The organism is Kitasatospora sp. NPDC059747, from assembly GCF_042732955.1.
Lineage (GTDB): Bacteria > Actinomycetota > Actinomycetes > Streptomycetales > Streptomycetaceae > Kitasatospora.
This window is the reverse complement of sequence record NZ_JBHWGV010000050.1, coordinates 45,040-63,726: the sequence shown is the minus strand read 5'-3', so window position 1 is coordinate 63,726 and position 18,687 is coordinate 45,040. Positions and strand designations below refer to the sequence as shown.

Genomic DNA, 18,687 nt, shown 5'->3' with positions numbered 1-18,687 from the left:
GACTCCCTCCTCCGCCTTGCGATGCACGCACCCAGACGCCGCACGGCCCGCCCTCCGGGCGGACGACGGGGGTTCGAAGACAGACCCCTAACCTGCTCGCGTTCCCGAGCGCGTGAGGACGGCCCATGGCCCAGGAGTTGCCCGTGACCGCCCCGCGGGGCACCGCAGAGCCGCCCTCGGCGCCGCCCCCGAGCGGCGGTGTGACGGCGCTGCGGCTGGCCGCGGCCGTGGCCGGCGCGCTGCCGGCCGTGGTGCTGCGGATCGCCGGGGTGCACCCGTCGCCGGTGGCCGGGATGGCGCTGTTCGGGCTCGGGGTGCTGTCCGCGGCGCTGCTGCTCATGTGGGCCGCCGAAACGGCCCGCGCCGACATCTCCGGCCCGCTCGCCCTCGCCCTCCTCGCGTTCATCGCCGTCCTGCCCGAGTACGCCGTCGACCTCTGGTTCGCGTACGCGGCGGGCACCCGGCCCGAGTACGCCGCCTACGCCGCCGCCAACATGACCGGCGCCAACCGGCTGCTCGTCGGCGTCGGCTGGCCGCTGGTCGCGCTGGCCGCGTACGTCGCGGCGCGCCGCCGCGGGGTGGCGCCCGGGATCGGGCTGCGCGAGCACCGCCGCATCGACACCGCGTTCCTGGGCGTCGCCGCGCTGGTGGCCTTCGTGATGCCCGCGGCGCGGCAGATCTCGTGGGTGCTGGCCGCCGTGCTGATCGCCTGGTACGCGTACTACCTGTTCCGGATCGGCCGGTGCAGCGAGACCGACGAGGAGGAACTGGTCGGCGTCCCGGCCCGGCTGGCCGCCCTGCCCCGCGCGCGGCGCCGGTGCACGACCGTCCTGGTCTTCGCCGTCGCCGCCGGGGTCGTCTTCGCGTGCGCCGAGCCGTTCGCGACCTCGCTGGTCAATGCGGGCGCCTCGCTCGGCATCGACCGTTTCCTCCTCGTGCAGTGGCTCGCGCCGCTCGCCTCCGAGGCACCGGAGCTGATCGTCGCCGTGGTGTTCGCGTGGCGGTTGCGCGGCGACGACGGCCTCGGGGCGCTGCTGTCCAGCAAGGTCAACCAGTGGACGCTGCTGATCGGCTGCCTCCCCCTCGCCTACCTGGCCGGGGGCGGCGGCGCCTCGCTCCCGCTGGTCGAGCGCCAGGTGGACGAGGTGCTGCTGACGGCGGCCCAGACGCTCCTCGCGGTCGTCCTGCTGCTCGACCTGCGCTTCCTTCCGTGGAAGGCGGGCCTGCTGTTCGCGCTCTTCGCCGTCCAGTTCGTGCTCCCCGGCGAAAGCGCCCGCCTGGCGCTCAGCTGGGTCTACCTGGCCCTGGCCGTCCCGCTGCTGGTCCTCCGGTGGCGCGAACTGCGGCCCACGGCCCGCGCGCTGGCGGGCCGGATCGAGGGCGATCCGCACTAGCGACCCGCGTCAGAGCAGGTCCGCCCGGGCGGCCTGGATGCCGGCCTGGAACCTGGTCCTGGCGCCGAAGCGGTCCATCAGCTCCCGGACGAGGCGCTGCACCGTCCGGGTGGAGACGCCCAGCTGGCGGCCGATGGACTCGTCGGTCAGTCCGGCCGCGAGCAGGGTGAGCAGCTGCCGGTGCCGGTCCTCGGGGGTCTCCTCGGGGACGGCCGGCAGCCGCATCGCGTGCGACCAGTAGAGCTCGAACAGCCCGGCCAGCGCGTCCAGGAGGGTCGAGGGGCGGATCAGCAGGACGCTCTGCAGCTCGGTGCCCGCGGTGACCGGGAGCAGGGCGTAGCGGTCGTCCAGCAGGGCGAGCTTCAGGGGGAGTTCGGGGTGCACCCGGGCCTGTTCCCCGGCCGCCGTGAAGGTGCGGATCCCGGCGAGCTGCTCCGGGTCGCGCAGCACGCCGCTGTGGTACACGACCCGGGCGCTCACGCCGCGGGCGAGCAGGGAGAGTTCGGTCTGCGGATCGGCCCGGCGGACGTACGGGGGGCGGTCCAGGATCCGCAGCCGCTCGCGGGCGCCGAGCTGCAGGGTGCGCCACAGTTCGGCGATCGACTCGCGGCCGCTGATCACCTCGACGAGCTCGCCCGCCTCGGTGCCGGGTCTGCCCTGCCGGTAGGTGCGCATGAGCTCGCCGATCCGGCCCCTGGCGCGCCGCAGTTCGACCTCGCGCCGCAGCAGGAGCTCCTCCAGGGCGACGTCGGGCGGGACGGCGGCCCAGTTCCCGTCGCCGGAGCCCTCGACCAGGCCCTGGTCGGACAGCGCGGTCAGCGCGGCGACGACGCTGACGACCCGCAGGTGCAGCCGGGTGGCGAGCCACTCCGCGTCGGCGGCCGGGACGCCGAGCAGCCGGAGGTAGATCTCCTCCTCGACCGTGCCGAGGCCGAGGCCGAAGCCCGCGAACCTGGCTGTACTCGGCACGACGTTCCTCCCCGCGGCCGCCTCCACCGGCGGACGAGTCCCGACTGTGCGCCACTCGGAGCCGGAAATCAAGGGATTGACTTGGTGACAGGTTCCCGCCATGTCGGGTTCCGGCCCCACCTCCGCCCTTCCCGGCCGCCGCGGCCGCCCCCAAGCTGGGCGCACCCCACAACCCCCAGCGAAGGAGCCCCCCATGGCCCTTTCCCGCACCGGCCGGCTGCTGCTCGCGGCCGCCCTGGCCCTCCCGGCCGCGGCCGTCGCCGCACCCGCCGCCTCGGCCGCCCCCACCCACACCGCCCACGCCACCGTGCACAGCTACGGGCACGGCGGCCTGCGCTACGACGGCGGCGTCTGGGGCGGCTACGTCGCCCAGGGCAACGGCTTCCGGAGCGTCTCCGGCTCGTGGACGATGCCCGCCGTGCAGTGCAACACCTCCAACGACCTGTTCGCCCCCTGGGTCGGCATCGACGGCTACGGCTCGCAGACCGTCGAGCAGACCGGCGTCCAGGTCGACTGCTCCAGCGGCGCCCCGGCCTACTCCGCCTGGTACGAGATGTACCCGGCCCCGCCGCAGTACTTCAACGACCCGGTGGACGCCGGCGACAGCTTCACCGCCTCGGTGGTCAACAGCGGCGGCTCGAACTACACGCTGACGATCACCGACACCACCAAGGGCTGGACGGAGCACACCACCCAGCGGCTCAACGGCCAGAACGTCAGCGCCGAGGCCGTGATCGAGTCCCCGAGCCAGAGCTACCCGTCGTTCGACCGCCTGGACTTCTCCGGCATCACGGTGAACGGCCAGGTCTTCGACGCGTACGGGCCGCAGGCCATCGACAGCGGCCAGTACACCGAGACCGGGCTCAGCAACGGCGCCTTCGCCATCGTTCCCGCCTAAGGACGAAACTGCGGCCCCGGCCCACCCCACGGTGGACCGGGGCCGCACGCCCTACCGCCCGCCCTGCCGCCCGACGGCCCGGCGGTGCACCAGCCGCTCCCGCAGGCGGGCGTGGCGGAACTGGTACACCGACCCCGCCTGCCGGAGCACGCCCCGCCGGTGCGCGTCCTCCAGGAACGCCGTCAGCCGCCACGGCAGCCGCCCGCGCACCACCAGCACCGTGCGGGCGAGCAGGTACCGGCCCGGTTGTGACCGGAGCAGGGAAACCAGCGAGACGTGCAGGCCGAAGACCGGTAGGAGCACCACCAGCTTGACGGTCACGTGGTTCGCAACGAGCAGCACCGCGGTGACGACCGCGAAGGTCACGAGTGAACCGATCACCAGGGCGGCTCCCGTCGCCCGTCGAAGCGCCTTCGCCGCCGACCGCGCGGGAGTCACGGCGTCGTCTGAGGTCGCCGTCCGGTCCAGCAGGGCTGCCGCCCAGAGACCCACCAGCGGCGCGGGCAGCATGATCAGCACGGCCCACAGGTGCCCGTTCCGGGCACCGATGGACACGAAGGCGGCGTTGATCAGGCCGAACAGCGCCACCAGGATCGCCAGCAGGAGGAGCATCCCGGGTGAAGGGCGCCGCCAGGGCCGGGTACGGCCGCGGGGCATCCGGCGCGAGACGTACCTGCGCTTCTTGGTCGCGGCGTCCGCGTAGAAGGCGGCTGCCACACCGGCGAAGACGAGGGTCGCCTCCGGCTCGGCCGCCGTCAGCGGCCAGGACGAGGCAAGGCTCAGGACCGCGCCGGCCACTCCGGCCGCGAGACCGCGCTGCCACGCCGGCGCCCCCACCTGCCACCACGCGATGTCCTCGCCGCCCGACCCGCCGAGGCCCGCCGCGACGCTGCCGAGCCACCGCTTCGCGGCCCGGGCCGGCCAGCGGCGGTGCGGCCCCGGCCGGCCGGGCGGCGCCGGTGCGTCGGGGAAGGCCGTGGCGACCAGCGAGTCGAGGAGGTGGTTCTCGACGGCGGCGGCATCGGGTAGCAGCAGCCGGTCCAGGAGCACGGCGGGATCAGCCGGCCCGGTGAGGTGCACCTCGCGCAGCAGCCCCACCATCAGGGGCGAGGCGAGGGCGGCGGCCAGCGGTCCGTCCGGCTCGGCGCGCAGCGCGTCGATCACCGGCCGCCACTGCTCGGCCCGGTGGGCCGGCGCGGCGGCGCGGAGGAAGGCGACCACGTCCTCGACCGTCACCGGATCGGCCCGGACCACGGCCGCCGACCGCAGGACGTCGGACTCCCGGACGGCGGCCTGGTACTCGTCCGTCCGGCAGGTCACGACGACCGGGGTGTCCCCCGGCATCGACTCGTTGAGCCGTTGCAACGCCAACGTCCGCCGGTGGGACGGAATTTCGTCCAGCCCGTCGAGCACGTACAGCACCCGCTCCGCCTCGACCAGCCGGCCCGGGCCCTCCGGGCCGCCGAACTCCGCGCGCAGCAGCCGCGGGTACTCCTCGGCGATCCGGCGGGCGGCCCACGCGTGCACGTGTTCCGCGTCCGGATCCCAGGAGGCCAGGGACAGCAGCACGGGCACCCGGTCGCCCTGCGCGAGCCGGGGGTGCCCGGCGAGCAGGGCCAGGACAAGCAGCACCGCGCTCGTCGTCTTCCCGCTCCCCGGCCCGCCGAGGACGACCAGCCGGCGCCTCCGCAACGCCAGGTAGGCCGTGGCCAGTTCGGCCGATGCGAGGGTGTCGGGCTCGCCCTGGCCCCGGTCGAGCGTCCACCGGACCCGGAGCGCCGATTCGTCCAGGACGCCCCGGACCCCGGCCTCGGCCCGCCACTGGGCCCCGACCATCCGGGCCAGTTCGAGCGCGGCCCGGTCCACCGGCGTGTCAGCGGTGACCGGTGGCGTGATCGTGAGGTGGTCGATGCGCCCGGCCATCACCACGTTGTCGGCCGTGCCACCGCTGAACTCGTTGTGGACCCGGTTCGTGCCCCCGTCGTCGCCCATGAGCCGCATGCTAGGGCATGTCTCCGGCAGCCCACAGGGGAAGTGCCGACCGTCTCCGCCTGGTCGGCCGTCAGCCCCGGCCGCGGTGGTGCGGGGGCCGGTCCGGGCCGGCCGGGCGGCGCAACTCGGTGGCGATCAGTGCCGCCTGGACGCGCCGCTCCACGCCGAGCTTGGCGAGCAGGCGGGAGACGTGGTTCTTGACGGTCTTCTCGGCGAGGTAGAGCCGTTCGCCGATCTGACGGTTCGTCAGTCCTTCGCCGATCAGCGCCAGGACCTCCTTCTCACGAGTCGTCAGATCAGGTCCCGGTATGGATGATTGAGCGGGTTCGGCGTCGCTGCGGATGCGGTTGAGCAGGCGGGTGGCCGCTCCCGGGTCGAGCATCGAGCGGCCGGCCGCGACGGTCCTGACGGCGGCCACCAGGTCGGTGCCGCTGATCTGCTTGAGCACGTAGCCGGCGGCGCCCGCCATCACGGCGTCCAGCAGCGCCTCCTCGTCGTCGAAGGAGGTGAGCATCAGGCAGGCCAGGCCCGGCATGCGGGAGCGCAGTTCGCGGCAGACCGACACCCCGTCGCCGTCGCCGAGCCGGACGTCGAGCACGGCCACGTCGGGGCGCAGCGCGGGCACCCGGACCAGGGCCTGTTCGGCGGTCGCAGCCTCCCCGACGACCTCCAGGTCCGGCTCGCCGTCCAGCAGGTCGTGCACTCCGCGGCGCACCACCTCGTGGTCGTCCAACAGGAACACCCGGACCGGCATCGCGCGACTCCCCCTCTGTTCACCCCCGCCCACGGACGGCGGGGCCCAGGGCATCATCGCCCACCCGCCGCGGCGGCCCCAGGGCCGAACGGCCCCATTTCACCCCTCGGCCTCACCGCCGCTGCCCGGAACCTCCCGCACGGACCTCCCCTTGACCTCCCGCACGGCCTGCCCGGGACGCCCGGCAGAACCCCCCGGCCTCGGGACGCGCTCGCCCCCGCACCGACGCCCGCTCAAGAACCGCCTGAGCACAGCCGCCCCTCACCCGGCCCTCACCCCCCGCCGGGCTCGGCCCTCGCGCCGGCGCCCCGCCGACTGACCTGCCCCGACAGCCCGCCCACCCGCCTTACCGGAACCGCGCCACGCGCTTGGCAACCGGCCCGTGCGGGACGACCGACCCTCCGGGGAGCGGCGGCCCTCCACTAGCCTGCGCCCGTACGGACCGTCCCCCTGCGAAGCACCCCGCCCCCACCCTCCCGGAGGTCCGCCGATGCCCCTGGCCCCGTCCGCCGACCCCGCCCGGCTGCGCTTCTCCGTGCTCGGCCCGCTCACCGCCGAGGCCGCCGGCCGCCCGCTCGCGCTCGGCGCCCCCAAGCAACGGCTCGTGCTGGCCGTCCTGTTGAGCCGCGCCAACACGGCCGTCCCGGTCGACGTGCTCACCGAGGCGGTCTGGCCCGACGAGCCGCCGCGCACCGCCCGCAAGAACCTCCAGGTCTACATCAGCACCCTGCGCACCCTGCTCGGCCGCGGCGACGGCCCGGACCGGCTCGTCCACTCGGCCGCCGGCTACCTGCTGCGCGTCGCCGAACCCGAGCTCGACGTGCTGCGCTTCCGCGCCCTCGCCCGGGCCGGGCGGGCCGCCGCCGACAGCGGCGCGCTCGCCCCGGCGGCCCGGCTGCTGCGCCAGGCCCTCGACCTGTGGCAGGGCCCGCCGCTCGCCGACCTGCGCCGCTCCCCTGCCGTCGAGGCCGAGGCCGAACGCCTGGAGGCGCGCTGCCTGGGCGTCCACGAGGACTGGGCGGAGACGGAGCTGGAGCTCGGCAACGCCGCCGCCGTGGCCGAGGACCTGGCCGACCTCGCCGAGCGGCACCCGCTGCGCGAGCGGCTCCAGGCCGCCCGGATGAACGCCCTGCACCTGTCCGGCCGCCAGGCCGAGGCCCTCGCCGTCTACGACCACCACCGCCAGCTCCTCGCACGGGAGTTGGGCCTCGAACCGAGCCCGGCGCTGACCACCCTCTACCGCCGCCTGCTGACCACCGGCCGCGCCCGCCCGGCCAGCGCCAGGCCCGCCGCCGGCCCCGGCACCTCGCTGCTGCCCGCCGACACCGCCGACTTCACCGGCCGCACCGACGAACTCCACGGCCTGCTGGACGCGCTGGGCGGCGACGGCGGACGCGTCGCGGTGCTCTCCGGCCCGGCCGGCGTCGGCAAGACGATGCTCGCCGTGCACGCCGCCCACCTGCTCGCCGAGCGCTACCCGGACGGCCGCCTGCTCGTCCGCCTGCGCACCGCCGACGGCACGCCGCGCCCGCTCCCCGACGTCCTCGCCGAGCTCGCCGCCCTCACCGGCCGCCCCGACGACGGCAGCGCCGACGACGGCCACCCCGGCCACGCGCCCGCCGACCCCGCCCGGGCCGCCGCCCTGTGGCGCGCCTCGCTGGCCGGCCGCCGGATGCTGCTCGTCCTCGACGACGCCCCCGGCGAGGCCGCCGTCCGCGAGCTCGCACCCGACTCCGGCCCGAGCGCCGCCCTCGTGACCTCGCGCAGCCAGCTCGCCGGGCTCGGCTCCGTGCACCGCACCGCCGTGCCGTTCCTCGCCCCGGCCGAGGCCCTCGACCTGCTCGGCCGCATCGTCGGCCCCGGCCGGATCGGCACCGACCGCGCCGCCGCCGCCCGGATCGTCGAGTCCTGCGGCCTGCTGCCGCTCGCCGTCCGGGTCGGCGGCACCCGGCTGGCCGTGCTGCGCCACCTCCCGCTGGCCGAGTACGCGGCCCGCCTGGCCGACCCGACCGGCGCCCTCGACGAGCTCGTCGCCGGGGACGTCGCCGTCCGCGCGCGCCTGGACTCCGGCTGGCGCGACCTCACCGACCAGGGCCGCCTCGCCCTCGGCCGGCTCGCCGCGCTCCCGCTGTCGCTGCTCTTCACCCTCCCCGAGGCGGCCACCGCCCTCGGCCGCCCCGAACGCGTCGCCCTGCGCACGCTGGAGGCGCTCGCCGACACCGGCGCCGTGACCTCCCCGACCGGCGAGGTGGCCGCCCACGCCGCCCTGTACGGCCTGCCGCGCCTCACCCACCTCCACGCGCGCGAGCGCACCAGCGACCTGGCCTGAGCCCCGGATCACCCCGCCGTCAGCGCGTCCAGCAGCCCCTTGCCCCCGATCTCGTGCAGCGCCAGCAGCACCCCCGCCGCCCCCGTGTGGAGGTCGGCCGAGAAGCGCCGCAGCCGCATGCCCGGCACGAGCAGCCCCTCCGGCCGCGCCACGAGGTGCCACTCCAGGTTCCGCACCTGTCCGAGCACGGCGTCCCGCACGGCCGTCCCGCCCAGTGCGTCCAGCGCCAGCAGCAGGCCCGCACGCCCGCGGAACAGCCCCGGCTCCCGGACGAACCCGGGCGCGCACACCCGCCGGACGCCCGCCAGGAACCCGTCCCAGCCCTCGTCCCCGAGCGCCGCGTACTCCTGCGCGACGAGGGCGATCCCGCTGCTCCCGCGGTCGAGGTACGCCAGGTGCCGCCCGCCGTCGAGCACCTGCACCGACCCGTCCGGTGCGGTCACGCATTGCGCCCGGGCCCGCGCGAGCGCCACCCGCCCGGACGCCAACAGCCAGTTCTCGCCGGTCCGTTGGTAGAGCCGTAGTTGGACGAAGGCGATCCCGGCCCAGCCGTACAGCAGCCCGGCCCCGGCCGGCGCGGCCAGCCCGGGCACGTACTCTCCCCGGACGACCGCCGCCAGCGCCCGCCCGTCCTCGACGGCGTCCGCCAACTCCCGTGCGCTGCCCAGCGCGTCGGCGAGCCGCAGCCGGGCGAGCGCCGCCCCGGCCCGGCCCCCGAACAGCGCGGCGGTCGGCGCCGGCGCCTCCCCGCGCACCCGCTCCACGGCCTCGGCGGCCTCCGCCGCCCGCCCGACCCGTGCGAGCACCGCCGCCGCACCGAGCGGCCCGTCGAAGAGCCCGCCGCCACAAGGCCGTCCGACCCGGCGCAGGGCCGCGACCAGCCAGTCCGTGTAGTCGTCGAGGTGCGGGGCGCCGACGCGGTGCAGCGCGTGGAGGACGCCGGCGGCGCCGTGCGCGAAGCCCGTCCCGCCGTCCGCGAAGCCGGCCGGGTCGCCGGGGAAGAGCCGGTCCGGGCGGTCCGGTGTCGCGCCGGCATGGATCCCTGCGATCAACTCCCGGGCGACACCGTCGAATTCCGGGCCTTCGAGCGGCGACCGGTCGACCACCCGAGTCGTGGCCGCACCCGGCCGGGCCGGCCCCGCCTCCGCCCCGAGTCCGAACCACTCCCGGGCCCGCCGCTCCAACCCGGCCAGCTTGCCCGGGTCCAGGTCGGCCAGCTCCGTCAGCGGCATCAGCATGAACAGCCAAGTGGCCCACAGCATGTAGCGGTCCGCATCGGCACCGCCCAGCCCGGCGGGCGCGTGCAGCCCGCCCGCGCCCGCCCGCGGCACGCGCGAACTCCCCAGCTCGTCCGCGTACTCGAAGTCGACGAGCACCACCGAACCGTCCGGCCGCAGCACGACGTTGGCCGGATGCAGGTCCCCGTACCGGACGCCGCGCCCGTGCACCGCGTCGAGCGCCGCCGCCAGCCCGGCCACCACACCGTCCACCCACGCCGCGTACGCCGCCAGCTCCGACGGGCCGCAGTCCTGGTGCACCAGCGGGTACCGCCGGATCACCTCGCCGAACAGCTGGACGCCCTCGACGTGCTCCTGCACCAGGAAGGTGTGCTCCCACACCTCCCGCACCCCGTGCAGCCGGGGCACGCAGTCCAGCCCCGCCAGCCGCTCCAGCGCCCACCGCTCGCGGCGCAGCCGGGTGACGGCATCGTCCCCGGCCGCGTCCAGCCCGGCGTGCGGGCGCGCCTCGCGCAGCACCACGCGCTCACCGCTCTCCCGGTGCTCGGCCAGGTAGATCCCGCCCGCGCTGGAGAACTGGAGCACCTCCCGGACGGTGTACGGGAACGCGCCGACCGCCGCCTCCCGCGCCGCCAGGTGCGGCCGCAGCTCCGCGGGCAGCGTGACCCACGACGGCACCCGGAACACCGGGTCGCGCCGGTCCGGCACCAGCTCGCCGGACGGGTCGCGCAGCGCGGGGACGGCCCGCCCGTTCCCGTCCCGGCACCACAGCTCGACGAACGCGCCGTAGCGCGCGTACACGGGCGCCGTGCCGATCCGCAGGTCGGTGAGCACGTACGGGCCGCGCCGCCCGTCCAGTAGCGCGCTCAACTCCCGTGCGAGGAGCAGGAACTCGTCCTCGTCACGCGGGTACACCGTGACGAACTTGCCGCTGCTCCCCCGCCCCATGTACTTCCCGGAGACGACCAGGAGCGCGTCCGCGCTGCGCAGGAACTTGAACGCCACCCGGCGCTCCAGGCACACCCGCGCGACGTCGGCCAGCGTCGCCTCCGCCTCCTCCGGCACCGCCGACACGTGGATCTTCCAGCCCTGCTCCGGCAGCCGCCCGCCCTCGGGCCGCAACGCCGTCCAGAGCCCGCGCTCCTCGCGGCGCCACCCGGCGGGCGGCGCGCCGAGCGCGAGCGGGTAGCGGGTGGCGCGGTCGCGCAGGCGGCCGGGGGTGTCGTAGTACGTCCGGTCGGCGAGGCAGTACAGCTGGGTCTCCTGGACGCCGGCCACGGGCAGCTCCTTCGTCGGATCCGTCAGGCGGTCTGGAGTTGCGGCCCGCGCCGGACGGGTGGCGCCCAGGTGACCACGGCCGCGCACAGCGCGATGGCGAGTGCCAGCACGGCGAAGGTCCGGGTGCCGCCCAGCGCGCCCAGCAGGGCTCCGCCGGCCAGCGGACCGAAGGGCTGGACGAGTGTGGACAGGAAGCCGGCCGCGCTCTGCACCCGGCCGATCCGGTCCTTCGGCGCGGCGAGCAGCATGCCGGAGACGAACCCGATGCTGGCGATCGTCGACAGGCACATGCAGGCCGCGCAGAGCAGGCCGATCAGCGCCGGTGCCCGCGTGACGACCAGCACCCCGGCGGTCAGCGCGGCGGCCCAGCAACTGACCGCGACCAGGCCGCCGTCGCGCGCCCGCCCGTCCAGCCGCGGCGCGAGCAGCGCCCCGGCGAAGGCCCCGGCCGCGGTGAACGACACCACGGTGCCGCCGCCGAGGCCGGACCGTCCGCCGTCGGAGGCGACGGCGAGCGTGGTGAACATCAGCGCGCTGAACGCGAAGTTCATCCCGAGCCCGAAGATCAGCAGCAGCGTGCGCAAGTACGGCTGCCGCCAGATGAAAGCGATCCCGGCGGTCAACTCGCCCCGGTCGAAGACCGATCCGGCCTTTTTCTCGGGGTGGGACCGGGTCCGCATCAGCGCCACGCAGACGGTCGACAGCAGCAGTCCGACGCCCTCCGCGACGAAGGGCAGCACCGGGTGCCAGGCGAACAGGGCGCCGCCCCCGAGCGGCCCGACCAGCCGGGCGGCGGCCCCCCGCGCCTGCATCCGGGCGGACGCGGCGCGGGCCTGCTCGGGCGGCACGACCGCGCGCAACAGGCCGCCGGCGGCGGGACCGTACGTACTGGCGATGAGTGCCCCGGCGGCGGCGACGAGCAGCACCAGCGGCAGCGGCGCGTGCCCGCGCAGGACGGCGAGCACCAGGGCGGTGACGGCGAGCAGGCTGCCGACGTCGCACAGCCGCATCAGCCGGCGCCGCTCGATCCGGTCGGCGAGCACGCCGCCGGGCAGCATGCTCAGCAGCAACGCGCCGATGGACACGGTGCCGATCGCCCCCGCCCGCGCGGCCGATCCGGTCTCCCGCAGCACGAGCAACGGCAGCGCGATCGAGGCGAGTTGGGCGCCGAGCGAGGCGAGCAGGCCGCCGATCCAGAGCAGCCGGAAGTCGCGGTTGCCGGCCAGCGACGTGGGCTCCGGTGACGTGGGCTCCGGCAACGTGGGCTCCGGTGACGTGGCTTCCATGGCCACCCTTCGCAGCAGGGACGGGGTTCCTCGGGCCACGGCACTGGCCCGGCCGGGGGCGGTGGTGCGCCCGCCCCCGCCGCGGGCGTCGCCGGGTTCCGCGCGGTCAGGCGGAGGTCTCGGCGCCGTGCACGTAGCTGATCAGGCTGAAGCAGGCGCCGTCGGAGGCCTCGTGCAGCATCTTCATCGCCTGGAGGTCGAGGACGTTGGCGGCGTGCGCCTCGACCTCGGCCTCCTCGCTCCCGTCGACGCCCTCGGCGCCGTCCCAGCCGTCCTCGCCGTGCGCCTCGACCTCGGAGCCCTCGGCCCAGCCGGCGCCCTCGGTGCCCTCCCAGCCGTCCCAGCCGTCCTCGCCGACAACCGGCTCGATGTTCTCGGCCATGGCCGATCCCCTCTCTCGGAACGAGTACCTTGTCCGACGGCCGGATCGCCGCCGCGGCACCGACGGTAGGCACCCGCACCTCGGGCCGGCTTCGGAATCGGCATACGGGCGGTATGGCCGCAGCTCGGCGCCCCGCCGAGGACTCCCGCGCCGCCCCGCCCACGGCCGTCGCGCCGCCCGAACCCCTCCCCACCTGCGGCCATACCACCCGCGAGGCGCCTGCGAACCGGGCTCTAAGCCCCGCCCGAAAACCTGGGCGTGCACCCGCCTTTCCGCACCCCGCTCCCGCACCCCTCTCGTACCCCGCCCCCGCACCCCGCTCCCGCGCCCCGCTCCCGCACCCAGTCGCGAAGGACCAGCGAAGGACTGCCACCATGCCCTGCCCACTCTGCGCCCAACTCGCCACCACCAACGACCAGTTCTGCCCCTCCTGCGGCACCCCCCGGGCCGCCGCCCTCGACCTGGCCGGCGAGGAGCGCAAGCTGGTCACGGTGGTCTTCTGCGACCTGGTCGACTCCACCGCCCTCTCCGGCGCGCTCGACCCCGAGACGCTCCGCGAGGTGATCCTGCGCTACTTCGACCAGATGCACCGTCAGATCGAGGCGCACGGCGGCACGGTGGAGAAGTTCATCGGCGACGCGGTGATGGCCGTCTTCGGCGTCCCGGTGATCCGCGAGGACGACGCCCACCGGGCACTGGCCGCCGCGCTCGCCATGCTGGAGGACCTCGCGGACCTCAACACCGAGCTGGACGCCACCCTGGGCGTGCGCCTGGACGTCCGGATCGGCGTCAACACCGGCCAGGTGGTGGCCGGTTCGGACGCGTCCGCGCGCCAGGCGCTGATCTCCGGGGAGACCGTCAACATCGCCGCCCGCCTGCAGACCCGGGCCGCCCCCGGCCAGGTGCTGATCGGCCCGCAGACGCTGCGCGCGGCCGGCCCGGCCGCCCAGGTGCACGAGGTCGGCCCGCTCCAGCTCAAGGGCAAGGCCGAGCCGGTCACCGCCTACCGCCTGGTCGGCCTGGACGAGGACGACCCGGAGCTGCTGCGCCGCTTCGACGTCCCGCTGGTCGGCCGCACCCGCGAACTCGCCCGCCTCGACGCCGCGCTGGCCCGGGTGGCCAGCGGCGAGGGCGCCGAGCTGCTGGTGGTACACGGCGAGGCCGGGATCGGCAAGACCCGCCTGGTGCGCGAGTGGCTGGAGCGGACTGGGCGGCGCACCGCCCGCTGCGGCACCGGCCGCTGCCGCAGCTACGGCGAGCGGAGCACGCTGGCCCCGCTCGCGGAGGCGCTCCGCGCCCTGCTGGACGAGCCGGGGGCCGGCGCGCCCGCCGAGGCGCTCGCCCGGCTGGAGGAGGCCACCGCCGCCGGGCTCGGCCCCGAGCAGGCCTGCGCCCGCCTCGCCGCGATCCTGCGCGGGCGCACCGTCGAGCGCCCGGCCGTGCTGGTCCTGGACGACTGCCAGTGGGCCGGCCCGGCCCTGCTGGACGCCGCCGAACGGCTGGTCGCCGCGCTCGGCCCGGCACCGGTCCTGCTGCTCTGCCTGGCCCGCCCCGAACTCCCGGCCTCCCGGCCCGAGTTGCCCGACCTCGCGGTCGGCGGCCTGTCCTGGGACGAATCCGCCGTGCTGGCCGCCCAGCTGACCGAGCTCACCGCCCACCAGGACACCGTCCCCACCCGCCTGCTGGAACGCGCCGAGGGCAACCCGCTGCACCTGGAGGAGCTGCTGGCCGCCCTCACCGAGGCCGAAGGACCCGCCCTCGCCGACGAACTCCCGCCCACCGGACGGGCGCTGCTCAGCGCCCAGATCGCCGACCTGGATCGCGACGAGCGCACCACGCTGGACCTCGCCGCCGTCCTCGGCCGCGCGTTCACCGCCGCCGAACTCGCCCGGCTCGCCCGCGGCGGCAGCGACCAGGACGCCTTCGCCGACCCCGAGGACGACGTCTTCACCGGCCCGATCGACGGCCTGCCCGGCCTGCCGGGCCCGCCCGCCGACGGCGAGGACACCCCGCCCCGCCTGCACGCCGCGCTCACCCGGCTCGCCGAGCGCCGCCTGGTCGAACCCGCCGACGGCGGCTACCGCTTCGGCAGCGGCCTCGTCCAGGAGTCCGTCTACCAGTCGATGTCCAAGCGGGCCCGCGCCGAGCGCCACGAGCGCGCCGCCGACCTGCCCGGCGTCCGCGCCGCGGGCGACGCCGCCGTCGGCGGCCACCTGGAGGCCGCCCACCGCTTCCGGCTCGAACTCGGCCTGCTCGACGCCCGCACCGACACCCTGCGCACCCGGGCCGCCGCCGCGCTCGGCGCCGCGGGCGCCCGCGCCCTCGACCGGGCCGACCTCGCCACCGCCACCGACCTGCTGGAGCGCTCCGTCCGGCTGCACTACCCGAACGAGCGCACCGCGGGCCCGGTGCTGCGCCGCCTCGGCGAGGCCCGCCTCGCCACCGGCCGCGCCGACGAGGCCCTGCCCGTCCTCGCCCAGGTCCGCGACTCCGCCGCCGACCCGCTGGACGCCGCCCACGCCCGGCTCGTCCTGGCCGCCCGCGGCCTGCCGCCCGGCCCCGACCAGCCCGCCGCCACCGCCCGCGCCGTCCTGCCCGTCTTCACCGACGCCGGGGACGACCTCGGCCGGGCCCGCGCCCTGCTGCGCCTCGGCGAGGAGCACCTGCGGGCCGGCCGGGCCGGCGCCGCCGAGCGCCTGCTGGACGAGGCCCTCGGCCACGTCTCGCGCACCGGCGCCGAGCTGGACCGCGCCGCCGTCCTCGGCACCCTGGCCGAGGCCCTGCTGGCGGGTCCGGAGCCCGTGCCCAACGCCGTCTTCCGGCTGCGCGCCCTGCTGTCCGAGCACGGCACCGGCCGCCGGACCGTCCGGGTCGCCCTCGGCGGGCCGCTCGCCGTCCTGCTGGCCATGCGCGACCGGCCCGGCGAGGCCGAGCTCCTGCTGGCCGAGGCCAACGGCCTGGCGGGCGAGCTCTCGCTGGCCGACGCGACGGTCACGCTGCCCGCCCTGACGGCCCGCGCCGCCGCGGCGACCGGCCAGGGGGCCCAGGCCCTCGACCTGCTCGCCGACGCCGCCGAGGCCGCCCGCCGGCTCGGCACGCCCGGCGCGCTGCCGCGCCTGGCCCTCGACAGCGCCCGCGTCCTGCTGGACACCGAGCGCCCCGCCCAGGCCGCCCGCCACCTCGACGGCCTCGAAGACCCCGACGGCACCGCCGGCCCGGCCCCGCTGCCGCCCGTCCTCGCCATCGAGCGGGACGCGCTGCGCGGCCGGCTCCTCGCCACCCGCGGCGAGCGCGGCCCGGCGCTCGACCTGACCGCGGCCGCCGTCCGCGCCGCCGAGGCCACCGACTCCCTGCTCCTCCAGGCCGACACCGCGCTCGACCGGGCGCACGCCCTCCTGCTGCTCGACCGGCCCGCCGAGGCCGCCGTCGCCGCGGCCGCCGCGCGGGACCACTACGCCGCCAAGGGCCACCAGCCGGGCGTCCGGCGGGCCGAGCGCCTCGGCGGCGCGCGGTGAGCGCGGCGGGCCTGACCTGGAGCCTGCGCGGACGGGGCGCCGCCGACCTCCCGGTCCTCGCCGACCAGGGCACCCCGGCGGACGGGGCCGACGGCGGGGGGACGGGCAAGGGCGTGCGCGTGTGCGTCGTCGACTCCGGCGTCGAGCCCGACCACCCGCTGGTCGGCCCGCTGGACGGCGCCTGGGCCGTCGTCAGGGACCCGGCGACCCGCGAGCTCGTCATCCGCCCGGACCGCACCGGCGACACCTGCGGCCACGGCACCGCGTGCGCCGGCATCATCCGCCGCACCGCCCCGGACTGCGGGCTCTACAGCGTCCGGGTGCTCGGCGAGCGCTTCACCGGCACCGGCGACATGCTGCTCACCGGTCTGCGCTGGGCCGTCGAACAGGGCTTCGACGTGATCAACCTCAGCCTGTCCACCACCCGGACCCGCTTCCTGGAGGAGCTGCACGCCCTCGCCGACGACGCCTACTTCGCCCGCACCGCGATCGTCGCCTCCGCCCACAACACCCCGGTGGAGAGCTTCCCCTGGCGGTTCTCCTCGGTCATCTCGGTCGGCAGCCACCAGGAGGACGAGCCGGCCCGCCACCTGTACAACCCGGCGCCGCCGGTCGAGTTCTTCGCCCCCGGCCAGAACGTCCGGGTGCCGTGGCTCGGCGGCGCGAGCATCCGCACCACCGGCAACAGCTTCGCCACCCCGTACGTCGCCGGGCTGTGCGCCCGGCTGCTGTCCCGGCAGCCGCGGCTGACCACCTTCCAGCTGAAGAACGCGCTCTACCTCACCGCGGCCAACGTCCGGCCCGTCCCGTCCACGCCCACCCCGGAGGCGCCCGATGACACTCAGCACTGACCCCGCCGTCGACCCGCTCGCCCGCGAGCTGCTGCAGTCCGTGGTGGACGTGGCCCGCGCGATCTTCGGCGCCGAGGCGGGCTCGGTCTGCCTGCTCGACGAGGCGGCGGGCGAGCTGGTCTTCCAGGCCGTGTCCGGCCGCGGCGAGGAGTCCCTGGTGGGCCGCCGGTTCCCGGCCGGCGCGGGGATCGCGGGCTGGGTGGCCGCCTCCGGCGAGCCGATGGTGGTCGACGACCTGGCCGCCAACCGCACCTTCGACCGCGACTTCGCCGAGTCCACGGCCTACGTGCCGAACGCGCTGATGGCGGCCCCGCTCACGCACGGCAGCCGGGTGCTCGGCGTCCTGGAGGTGCTCGACCCGGCCCCCCAGGCCCGCGCGAGCCTGCCCGAGCTGGACCTCCTCGCGCTGTTCGCCCGCCAGGCCGCCGCCGCCCTGCGCGTCCTGACCGAACGCGCCCCGGCGCCGGTGCCCGCCCCGGACCGGACGGTCGCGCTCGGCCTGCTCGCCGACCTGGAGGACCTGCTGCGGCGTCAGCCCTGACCGCCCCTCAGCCCTGAACGTCGAGCCGCCGCATGCGCAGCCGGTAGACGGTGGGGTGGAGGAGCCGCCCGCACAGCATGTCCGTGACGACCTCGGCGTCCGGTGGGAGCCCGTCCTGGTGCAGGCGCTGCACGAAGGCCTTGAGCTCCTGGTGGTCCTCGGTGCTGAACAGCACCTCCCACGGCCCGGCGGCGGCCTCGACCGCCGCCCGCGCCTCACTCTGGCGGCGCAGCTCCTCGTCCTGCTTGCGCCGCCGGTTCCGTTGCCCCGGCACCCGGATCAGCCCGCCAGCCGGACGAGTTCGCCGCGCTCCAGCGCCGCGTGCACCGCGCCGTCCGGCCCGACCGCGATGCCGTGCGGCTCGGGCGAAGGACCGGGCAGCGGGTACGCGTCGTAGCGGCCGTCCGGGTCGAGCACGCCGATCCGCCCGGCGCCCCACTCGGTGAACCAGAGCCGGCCGGCGGCGTCGGCCGCGATCGCGTGCGGCCGGGCCGCCCGGTCGGGCAGCGGGTGCTCGGTGACCTCGCCGTCCACGGTGACGCGCCCGACCAGCCCGCCGCCGATGCCGACGTACCGGAGCGCGCCGTCCGAGCCCGCCGTGATGCCGACCGGCGCGGTGCCGACCGGCAGCCGGTGCACGACGACCTCGCCGTCGACGCCGACCCGGGCGACGGCGTCCGCCTGGTTGAGCGTGCACCAGAGCGCGCCGTCCGGGCCCGCCGTGATCATCGACGGGAAGGCGCCCGCGAGCGGCAGCGGAAACTCCGTCACGTCGCCGTCCACGGTGATCCGTCCGATCCGGTCGGCGTTCATCTCGGTGAACCAGAGCGCGCCGTCCGGCCCGGCGGCGATCCCATACGGTCCGGCCTCCGCCGTCGGCACGGCGTACGAGGCCTGCCGCCCGTCGGCCCCGATCCGCCCGATCCGGTGATCACGCATCCGGGTGAACCACAGCGCCCCGTCCGGCCCCGGGGTGATCACCGCCGGCCCGCATCCGCCCGCCCCGAGCCCGTACCGCGTGACCGTGCCGTCCGGCGCCAGCCGTCCGATCTCCCCCGCGTGCACGAGCGTGAACCACACGCCTCCGTCCGCCCCCACCGCGACGCCGTACGGGCCGTCCTCCGGACCCGCGACCTCGAACCGTTCCAGCACGCGCTGCGTCATCCACGCCCCCTCGTTCGCTATTGCGACTTCCGTCGCATTAACATCCTCGCACCTCCCGCCCGCCCCCGGCAACCGGATTGTCGGTGGCACCCCCTA

The 18,687-nt window shown here is 76.6% G+C and carries 14 protein-coding genes; 6 read left to right on the top strand and 8 right to left on the bottom strand.

What is annotated here, in order from left to right; all coding sequences use genetic code 11:
* The first annotated feature begins 143 nt into the window (after window positions 1-143).
* Entirely contained in the window at window positions 144-1,394 is a 1,251-nt protein-coding gene (locus tag ACFV4G_RS22345) for a hypothetical protein (RefSeq protein WP_380443033.1), read from the top strand.
* A gap of 9 nt (window positions 1,395-1,403) precedes the next feature.
* Here ACFV4G_RS22345 and ACFV4G_RS22340 read toward each other — a convergent pair whose 3' ends face one another.
* Window positions 1,404-2,363, bottom strand: coding sequence for a LuxR C-terminal-related transcriptional regulator (locus tag ACFV4G_RS22340; RefSeq protein WP_380443031.1), 960 nt, complete (start codon window positions 2,361-2,363; stop codon window positions 1,404-1,406).
* Window positions 2,364-2,556: 193 nt separating this feature from the next.
* Between ACFV4G_RS22340 and ACFV4G_RS22335 the strand changes: the two genes are divergently transcribed.
* Window positions 2,557-3,261: a G1 family glutamic endopeptidase gene (locus ACFV4G_RS22335; RefSeq protein ID WP_380443029.1), complete on the top strand. Its 705-nt coding sequence runs from the start codon at window positions 2,557-2,559 to the stop codon at window positions 3,259-3,261.
* 51 nt (window positions 3,262-3,312) lie between these two features.
* On the opposite strand, the gene ACFV4G_RS22330 is transcribed toward ACFV4G_RS22335, so the two are convergent.
* Together ACFV4G_RS22330 and ACFV4G_RS22325 are read right to left on the bottom strand one after the other, a co-directional pair.
* Entirely contained in the window at window positions 3,313-5,253 is a 1,941-nt protein-coding gene (locus tag ACFV4G_RS22330; RefSeq protein WP_380443027.1) for an NACHT domain-containing protein, read from the bottom strand.
* A gap of 70 nt (window positions 5,254-5,323) precedes the next feature.
* Window positions 5,324-6,007, bottom strand: coding sequence for a response regulator (locus ACFV4G_RS22325; protein WP_380443025.1), 684 nt, complete (start codon window positions 6,005-6,007; stop codon window positions 5,324-5,326).
* Between the two features lie 490 nt (window positions 6,008-6,497).
* On the opposite strand from ACFV4G_RS22325, the gene ACFV4G_RS22320 reads away from it, so the two are divergent.
* Window positions 6,498-8,336 carry a BTAD domain-containing putative transcriptional regulator gene (locus ACFV4G_RS22320; protein ID WP_380443023.1) on the top strand — a complete coding sequence of 613 codons (1,839 nt, stop codon included), beginning with the start codon at window positions 6,498-6,500 and terminating at the stop codon, window positions 8,334-8,336.
* Window positions 8,337-8,344: 8 nt separating this feature from the next.
* Here the strand turns inward: ACFV4G_RS22320 and lanKC are convergent, their stop codons facing one another.
* The 3 genes from lanKC to ACFV4G_RS22305 all read right to left on the bottom strand — a co-directional run bounded on the left by lanKC (window position 8,345) and on the right by ACFV4G_RS22305 (window position 12,520).
* Window positions 8,345-10,852 carry a class III lanthionine synthetase LanKC gene (lanKC, locus tag ACFV4G_RS22315; RefSeq protein ID WP_380443021.1) on the bottom strand — a complete coding sequence of 836 codons (2,508 nt, stop codon included), beginning with the start codon at window positions 10,850-10,852 and terminating at the stop codon, window positions 8,345-8,347.
* 23 nt (window positions 10,853-10,875) lie between these two features.
* On the bottom strand, window positions 10,876-12,138 hold the full coding sequence (locus ACFV4G_RS22310; RefSeq protein WP_380443019.1) for an MFS transporter: 1,263 nt from the start codon (window positions 12,136-12,138) through the stop codon (window positions 10,876-10,878).
* A 106-nt stretch (window positions 12,139-12,244) separates the two neighbouring features.
* On the bottom strand, window positions 12,245-12,520 hold the full coding sequence (locus ACFV4G_RS22305; protein ID WP_380443017.1) for a hypothetical protein: 276 nt from the start codon (window positions 12,518-12,520) through the stop codon (window positions 12,245-12,247).
* 374 nt (window positions 12,521-12,894) lie between these two features.
* Here ACFV4G_RS22305 and ACFV4G_RS22300 point away from each other — a divergent pair, with 374 nt between their 5' ends.
* From ACFV4G_RS22300 to ACFV4G_RS22290, 3 genes are read left to right on the top strand one after another with little or no spacing between them, the layout of a single operon-like run.
* Window positions 12,895-16,035, top strand: a complete 3,141-nt coding sequence (locus ACFV4G_RS22300; RefSeq protein WP_380443015.1) for an AAA family ATPase — start codon at window positions 12,895-12,897, stop codon at window positions 16,033-16,035.
* On the top strand, window positions 16,032-16,886 hold the full coding sequence (locus tag ACFV4G_RS22295) for a S8 family serine peptidase (protein WP_380443013.1): 855 nt from the start codon (window positions 16,032-16,034) through the stop codon (window positions 16,884-16,886). Before ACFV4G_RS22300 ends, ACFV4G_RS22295 begins: the two co-directional genes overlap by 4 nt.
* Complete coding sequence (locus tag ACFV4G_RS22290) at window positions 16,870-17,427, top strand: GAF domain-containing protein (protein ID WP_380443011.1); 558 nt, start codon at window positions 16,870-16,872, stop codon at window positions 17,425-17,427. Before ACFV4G_RS22295 ends, ACFV4G_RS22290 begins: the two co-directional genes overlap by 17 nt.
* A gap of 7 nt (window positions 17,428-17,434) precedes the next feature.
* Here the strand turns inward: ACFV4G_RS22290 and ACFV4G_RS22285 are convergent, their stop codons facing one another.
* Both ACFV4G_RS22285 and ACFV4G_RS22280 read right to left on the bottom strand, forming a co-directional pair.
* Entirely contained in the window at window positions 17,435-17,701 is a 267-nt protein-coding gene (locus ACFV4G_RS22285) for a hypothetical protein (RefSeq protein ID WP_380443009.1), read from the bottom strand.
* A gap of 5 nt (window positions 17,702-17,706) precedes the next feature.
* Window positions 17,707-18,591, bottom strand: a complete 885-nt coding sequence (locus tag ACFV4G_RS22280; RefSeq protein ID WP_380443007.1) for a virginiamycin B lyase — start codon at window positions 18,589-18,591, stop codon at window positions 17,707-17,709.
* Window positions 18,592-18,687 lie beyond the last annotated feature (96 nt).

Coding starts and splice junctions, on each gene's coding strand:
- ACFV4G_RS22330 (WP_380443027.1), bottom strand. CDS start 5,253: ATGGGCGACGACGGGGGCACGAACCGGGTCCACAACGAGTTCAGCGGT.
- ACFV4G_RS22300 (WP_380443015.1), top strand. CDS start 12,895: ATGCCCTGCCCACTCTGCGCCCAACTCGCCACCACCAACGACCAGTTC.
- ACFV4G_RS22325 (WP_380443025.1), bottom strand. CDS start 6,007: ATGCCGGTCCGGGTGTTCCTGTTGGACGACCACGAGGTGGTGCGCCGC.
- ACFV4G_RS22290 (WP_380443011.1), top strand. CDS start 16,870: ATGACACTCAGCACTGACCCCGCCGTCGACCCGCTCGCCCGCGAGCTG.
- ACFV4G_RS22305 (WP_380443017.1), bottom strand. CDS start 12,520: ATGGCCGAGAACATCGAGCCGGTTGTCGGCGAGGACGGCTGGGACGGC.
- ACFV4G_RS22335 (WP_380443029.1), top strand. CDS start 2,557: ATGGCCCTTTCCCGCACCGGCCGGCTGCTGCTCGCGGCCGCCCTGGCC.
- ACFV4G_RS22310 (WP_380443019.1), bottom strand. CDS start 12,138: ATGGAAGCCACGTCACCGGAGCCCACGTTGCCGGAGCCCACGTCACCG.
- ACFV4G_RS22280 (WP_380443007.1), bottom strand. CDS start 18,591: ATGACGCAGCGCGTGCTGGAACGGTTCGAGGTCGCGGGTCCGGAGGAC.
- ACFV4G_RS22320 (WP_380443023.1), top strand. CDS start 6,498: ATGCCCCTGGCCCCGTCCGCCGACCCCGCCCGGCTGCGCTTCTCCGTG.